Source organism: Virgibacillus sp. JSM 102003, from assembly GCF_041949995.1.
Classification (GTDB): Bacteria; Bacillota; Bacilli; order Bacillales; family Amphibacillaceae; genus Lentibacillus.
In genome coordinates, this window is record NZ_JBHFQH010000020.1 from 47927 (window position 1) to 54568 (window position 6642).

General features: G+C 41.1%; 4 protein-coding genes. All 4 read right to left on the reverse strand.

What is annotated here, in order from left to right; translation table 11 throughout:
* Positions 1 to 401 precede the first annotated feature (401 nt).
* Positions 402 to 962, reverse strand: coding sequence for a DNA-directed RNA polymerase subunit delta (gene rpoE / locus ACE1TG_RS17970; RefSeq protein ID WP_375053785.1), 561 nt, complete (start codon positions 960 to 962; stop codon positions 402 to 404).
* Positions 963 to 1516: 554 nt separating this feature from the next.
* Complete coding sequence (gene icmF / locus ACE1TG_RS17975) at positions 1517 to 4756, reverse strand: fused isobutyryl-CoA mutase/GTPase IcmF (RefSeq protein WP_375053792.1); 3240 nt, start codon at positions 4754 to 4756, stop codon at positions 1517 to 1519.
* Between the two features lie 5 nt (positions 4757 to 4761).
* Complete coding sequence (locus ACE1TG_RS17980) at positions 4762 to 5409, reverse strand: TetR/AcrR family transcriptional regulator (protein WP_375053786.1); 648 nt, start codon at positions 5407 to 5409, stop codon at positions 4762 to 4764.
* Positions 5406 to 6332, reverse strand: coding sequence for a methylmalonyl Co-A mutase-associated GTPase MeaB (gene meaB / locus ACE1TG_RS17985; protein ID WP_375053787.1), 927 nt, complete (start codon positions 6330 to 6332; stop codon positions 5406 to 5408). The genes ACE1TG_RS17980 and meaB overlap by 4 nt, the downstream gene beginning before the upstream one ends.
* Positions 6333 to 6642 lie beyond the last annotated feature (310 nt).

Here is a 6642-nt window from a genome sequence, read left to right on the forward strand (position 1 = left end):
GATATTATATAAAAGAACAAAAGCCAATTATCCACAGCACTTAAATTTTATAATTTCCTATAAAATAAAAAAAGCGCCTCCCCTATTAATCAAGGGAAACGCTTTATGACTTCGAATTTAAAGAGCCCAATAAAAATTGTACTCATATGGGCTAAAAAAGTCAAGCGGGCCTTTTATTATTTTTGTCGTAGTTGATACAAAACGTGAGATTGGAATATCCAATTATATTACTTAGTGTATCTCTCTGAACACCAGCTGGAATACACTCACGCACCTAGAGATCGCCAGCCGTCTCTAAGGGGTGCGAAGTGCATATCCAGAACGGTGTTCATAACACTCAAATATTTCGCAAGTTGTTACCATTATATCAACTGCGAGCAATAAAACGTACGAAAAAAGCTTTATTTTTTATCGTCTTTGTCTTCTTCGTCGTCGTCAAACTCGTCATCATCTTCATCAAACTCATCATCATCGAATTCATCGTCTGATTCATCATCAAAGCTTTCATCGAAAAGATCATCACTATCTTCGTCATCGTCGCCCGCTTCTTTAAAGTCACCTGTTAGCACTTCTATATCATCGGCGGGAATATCCTTTTCTTCTTCCTCTTTCGGTTCTTCTGTTTTAGCTTTTTTCTTTTTTGGCTTTGGTTTAGCTTTAGTTTTTTTCTTTTTCTTAGGTGCTGCCGCTACTTCCTCATCTGTTTCTTCGACTATATACCAGCGTTTCAGACCCCAGCTACTTGTGTGTAGGGCCATAAACCGGCCGTCAACTGTCAGATTAGTATGGAATTGTGCTATGTTATCCGATTTTTGCTTTTCTGTAAATCCTTTTAGCTTCGCAACTTCATCGTAAACTTCATAGAAATCCTGGGCCTTTTTCTTGTCTGTTAAGATTAAATGTGCCAATTCGATCATTGGTTTTCTTTCAAGTTCTTCGCGGCTATATTTTTTCAGGCTCACGATACCGCACTCCCTTTTTCATGTATTAGTGAACTAAATATAATAAGTATTTAAAACTTGTACTCTAAAGTATTAAGGGTCTAACAAAGCAATATACTTTTTTAAAAGAATCCTTTAACGATAAGCCAAGTTTTCTAACAAACTCTATTTAATATGCTCTCCATAAATCATACCATACATTATAAACAAATCTCACCTTAATATGCTAGTATAAACTACAAAAAAGTTGAGAAAAAGAGATAATTTCCTCAACTTTGATGTAGGTTCCTCCTTAATTGGTTAAATTGTGAACTTCAGCCGGAAAGTTGTGAACTTAAGCCGAAAGTGTGACAGTTTGAGCCGGTTTCCTGTGAACTTCAGCCAAATGTGTGTCCGTTTGAGCCAAATACCTGTTTTTGCATCGGTACGTTAATCCGGCAATGCGCCGCCTTTTGATCTAGCTCTGGTGCCTAGACACTCGAGTATAAGCAGTTCGCCTCCGTGTGGATAGCGCCCACACTGCGGCGCTCTGCTTATGCTTGTCGTGTCTTTCAAGGCACCTGCGCTTTTCGCACTTACATATTCCGTCTGTATTGTCCGCCTACTTCGTATAGGGCGTTGGTTATTTGGCCAAGGCTTGCTACTTTTACTGTTTCCATTAGCTCAACGAAAATATTTCCGCCTGAGGCTGCAACTTCTTTTAAGCTTGATAATGCCGCTTCAGTTTGGCCTTCATTAGCAGCCTGGAAATTGTGCAGTTCGCTGATTTGATGTTCCTTTTCCTCTTTGGATGCTCGCGCAAGTTCCATTGAATCTATTTTTTCCTCTGAAGGAGGATTCGGATTCAAGTACGTGTTTACCCCAACAAGCGGAAGATCACCGGAATGTTTTTTACCTTCATAGTATAGGGATTCTTCCTGGATTTTGCCACGTTGATATTGACGTTCCATTGCGCCTAATACGCCGCCACGGTCATTCATTTTTTCAAATTCCTGCAAAACAGCCTCTTCAACTAAGTCTGTCAGCTCTTCAACGATAAATGACCCTTGCATTGAATTCTCATTTTTCGTTAAACCGAATTCTTTATTAATAATCATTTGAATAGCCATTGCCCGACGAACAGAATCTTCTGTCGGTGTAGTGATGGCTTCATCAAAAGCATTGGTATGCAAGGAATTCGTATTATCCTGAATTGCCAGTAATGCTTGCAATGTTGTTCGGATATCGTTAAAATCAATTTCCTGTGCGTGCAGGGAACGGCCAGATGTTTGAATATGGTATTTCAGCTTCTGAGCCCGCTCATTCGCTCCATATTTATCACGCATTGTAACTGCCCAAATACGGCGTGCAACACGTCCAATTACGGTGTACTCCGGATCCAATCCATTTGAAAAGAAGAATGACAGATTCTGCGCAAATTTGTTTACGTCCATCCCACGGCTCAAATAGTATTCCACGTACGTGAAGCCATTTGCCAATGTGAAAGCAAGCTGTGTAATCGGGTTAGCTCCAGCTTCTGCAATATGATAGCCGGAAATCGAAACAGAGTAATAGTTGCGAACTTCTTTATCAATAAAGTATTGCTGGATATCACCCATCATACGCAGTGCGAACTCTGTTGAGAAGATACATGTATTTTGTCCCTGGTCCTCTTTCAGGATATCCGCCTGGACTGTTCCGCGTACAACAGACACTGTGTCATCCCTTAACTTCTCATACTCTTCCTTGTTTGGTTCGCGGCCATTTTCCTCTTTAAATTTTGTAACTTGCTGGTCAATTGCTGTATTGAAAAACATTGCCAAAATAATCGGAGCAGGGCCATTGATTGTCATGGATACCGAAGTTTTTGGATCTATTAAATCAAAACCATCATACAGCTTTTTCATGTCTTCAAGCGTACATATACTTACGCCACTTTCGCCGACTTTTCCATATATATCAGGACGTGGTGCAGGATCTTCACCGTACAATGTCACCGAATCAAATGCAGTTGACAGGCGTTTTGCTTCCTCGCCTTTTGATAAATAGTGGAAGCGACGATTTGTTCGCTCAGGTGTGCCTTCTCCAGCAAACTGACGTGTAGGGTCTTCCCCTTTTCGTTTAAATGGAAAAACGCCGGCAGTAAATGGAAATGCTCCAGGAACATTTTCCTTCATCAGCCATTTCAAACGTTCTCCCCAGTCCGAGAACTTCGGAAATGCAACTTTAGGGATTTTTAACCCTGCTAGTGTCTCTGTTGTAATATCCATTTCAATTTCTTTATCCCGAATGGAGAATGTCAGTTTATCCTGGCTGTATCTTTCTTTTGTTTCATCCCATGCCTGAAGTGACTTTTTCGCAGTGGGATCAAGCTTTTCCTCGTATTGATCAAACGTTTGATCAATAACCTTTTTCGTGCTTTCATCCTCTACTGCTTCTTTCGCACCTTCAAGCTGGAAAAGTTTCCGCGCAATATCACTTTGTTTTTCCGCATGTTGATGATAGTTACGTACGTGCGTTGAAATCTCACGTAAATAATGGCGGCGTTCATTGGTGATGATCATGTTTTGTTTTTCCGCGATAATATTACGTTCAAAACTGATTTCATCGTTCCAGTCATGTTTTTCATTTAATGTATCGATAAGAGATGCGAATAATGCATTCGTCCCTGCATCATTAAATTGACTGGCAATTGTACCAAAAACAGGGAACTTTTCTTTATCTCCATGAAAAAGCATATGACTGCGTTCATATTGCTTGCGTACCTGATTCAATGCGTCTTCAGAACCCTTTTGCTCAAACTTATTAATTACAATGAAATCTGCAAAATCAATCATGTCAATTTTTTCAAGCTGTGATGGCGCTCCAAATTCTGCTGTCATGACATACATGGATAAGTCCGTTACATCCGTAATCGCAGCGTCACCCTGCCCGATACCGCTTGTTTCAATAATAACGAAGTCATACCCTGAAGCACGGACAACATCGATTACGTCTTGGATTGCCTTAGAAAGTTCACTTCTGGAGTCACGTGTCGCAAGCGATCGCATATAAACACGATCGGTAAAAATTGCGTTCATCCGGATTCGGTCACCAAGTAATGCGCCACCTGTTTTCTTTTTCGTCGGATCAATTGAAATGATCGCAACTTTTTTATCAGGAACTTCATTGATGAAGCGGCGGATCAGTTCATCGGTTAGTGAACTCTTCCCTGCGCCACCTGTACCGGTAATACCAAGTACTGGGGCATTATTTGATTCGGATTGCAATGACTTCAGAACTTGCTGCTTTTCTTCATCACTCTCCTGATTACTTTCCATATAGGTAATGTACCGGGCAATCGCCTGACGCTCACCAGTTAGCAGTTTTTCTTTGTCTTTTTTCAGATCGATTGGTGGAAGGAAATCACATTCTTCCAGCATTAGGTTAATCATACCCTGGAGCCCATATTTACGGCCATCCTCCGGTGAGAATATCCATGACACTCCGTACTCATGCAACTCTTTAATTTCACGTGGTATAATTGTTCCCCCACCACCACCGTAAACTTTGATATGTGTGGCACCAAGTTCATTTAGTAAATCAATCATATATTTAAAATATTCAACATGACCACCCTGATAGGATGACATCGCAATTCCTTGTGCATCTTCCTGAATGGCTGCATAAACAACTTCTTCTACTGAACGATTATGCCCAAGATGAATAACCTCTGCTCCACTCGCCTGAAGAATTCGTCGCATAATATTAATTGATGCATCATGTCCATCATATAAACTTGATGCTGTTACAAAACGGACCGGATTTGTCGGTTTATACAGTTCTGGTTGTTCCATCATCATCAAGCCTCCTTATCTCTTACTATTGTTCTGTCAATTGCCAGTGATTCCATTAAATAATGGATTTGTCGATCAATGTATTCTTGAAGGGTAAATTGTTTTTGCAGGACCCAGCGTCTGAACCCCCACATATGTCCCTGTATGAAAATATTATTCGCCACTAACTCGGCGTCCTGCTTCGAAATTTCATGTGGCAGACAAGTAACGATTACTTTCTCAAGCATACCAACCATGTCCCGCTCTTTTTGCAGTACATATTCTTTGGTATCCTTTTTTAGCGATTTCACTTCCTGATACATGATAACGACTTCTTCCTGCATTTCATCCATTAAGTAAAAATAAGATTCTACAACTTTCTCCAGGTTGGTAATAGATGGATTTTCCAAATCAATAGCAGCTTCAAGTCGTTGATGAACTTGCTCATAAATGGCATCACATACAAGAAACAGCACATCTTCTTTCGTCCGAATGTACTCGTAAAGTGTACCAATACTGAAGCCAGACTCTTTTGCTATTTCTCGCGTTGTCGTTCGATGAAATCCTTTTTCTTTAAATAGGGTGATTGCACCTTTAATCATCTGATTGCGACGCTTTTCGACGAGTTCACTATTTTTTACAGAAGAAAGGATTTGGTTCTGGTTCTGAGTCATTTAATGTCCCCCTTCCATTTATCAAATAAGTCCTTCGCCAATTGATATGGATCACTGTTCGCCTCAATAGTTATGTCTGTTTCTTCGATATACGATTTAACATCACGCCATATTTCTTCGCGGACCAGTTCATATACTTCCAATTCCTGCTGCTGTTTTCGGCGTTTTAATCCTTCGTCGGTGCTGTATAAGTATTCATGATGCTGTTCTATTTTTTTCCATAATTTATCGATGCCTTTATTTTCCGTTGTAATCGTTTTAACGATAGACGGTTCATGGTCACCTTTGGTTGTCATCATCACAAGCTCTTTCAGGAGTGCTTTCAGTTTCCCCACTCCCTGGAGGTCTGCTTTATTAATGACAAACAAATCAGCAATCTCCATGATCCCCGCTTTGAAAATCTGCAGGACATCACCACTGTTTGGTGTTAAAACAAGCGCCGTTGTATCAACGAGTTTCATAATATCAAGCTCGGATTGACCGACACCAACCGTTTCCACCATCACAACATCGAACCCATAAGCATCACAAATTCGCACCGCATCCTTTGTTGCCCTGGCTAGGCCACCAAGACTCCCACGTGTTGCCATACTGCGGATATAAACACCATCATCAGTGAAATGTTCATTCATCCGCACCCGATCACCAAGTAATGCACCACCACTGAACGGACTTGTCGGATCAACCGCGATAATTGCTACCGTTTTTCCTTCGTTACGGATATGGGTGATTAAACGGTTCACCAACGAACTTTTCCCGGCACCAGGAGACCCTGTAATACCAACGTAGCGCGCATGTTTTTTTATCGAAAATACATCACTTAGCATGGCAAGTTTATCAGGATGGTCATTTTCAACCATCGTGATAGCCCGTGCCAATGCGCGTATATCCTTTTCTTTCATCCGTTCTACAAGGTTGTGCATGTCGTGGCATCCTTTCAGCTGGCCTGAAATTGTGGTGCGGTCGCTCGACTTTGTGGTGTGCTCGCTCGACTTTGTGGTGTGCTCGCTCGAATTGCGGATCGACCGCTCAAAGTCGTTGTACTGTCGCTCGAAATTGTGAACTTGAGCCGTATTTTGTGAACTTGAGCGGAATTTGTGACAACTTTGGTCTTCTGTCAAGAAAATGGACACTTCACTTTGGTGAACTATTCATTCAAAACTACTACCGCGCTTCGCTTGGTGTGACCGTAGAAATGAAAAGTCTAAGACAATGACTTTTCATTTCTACGGC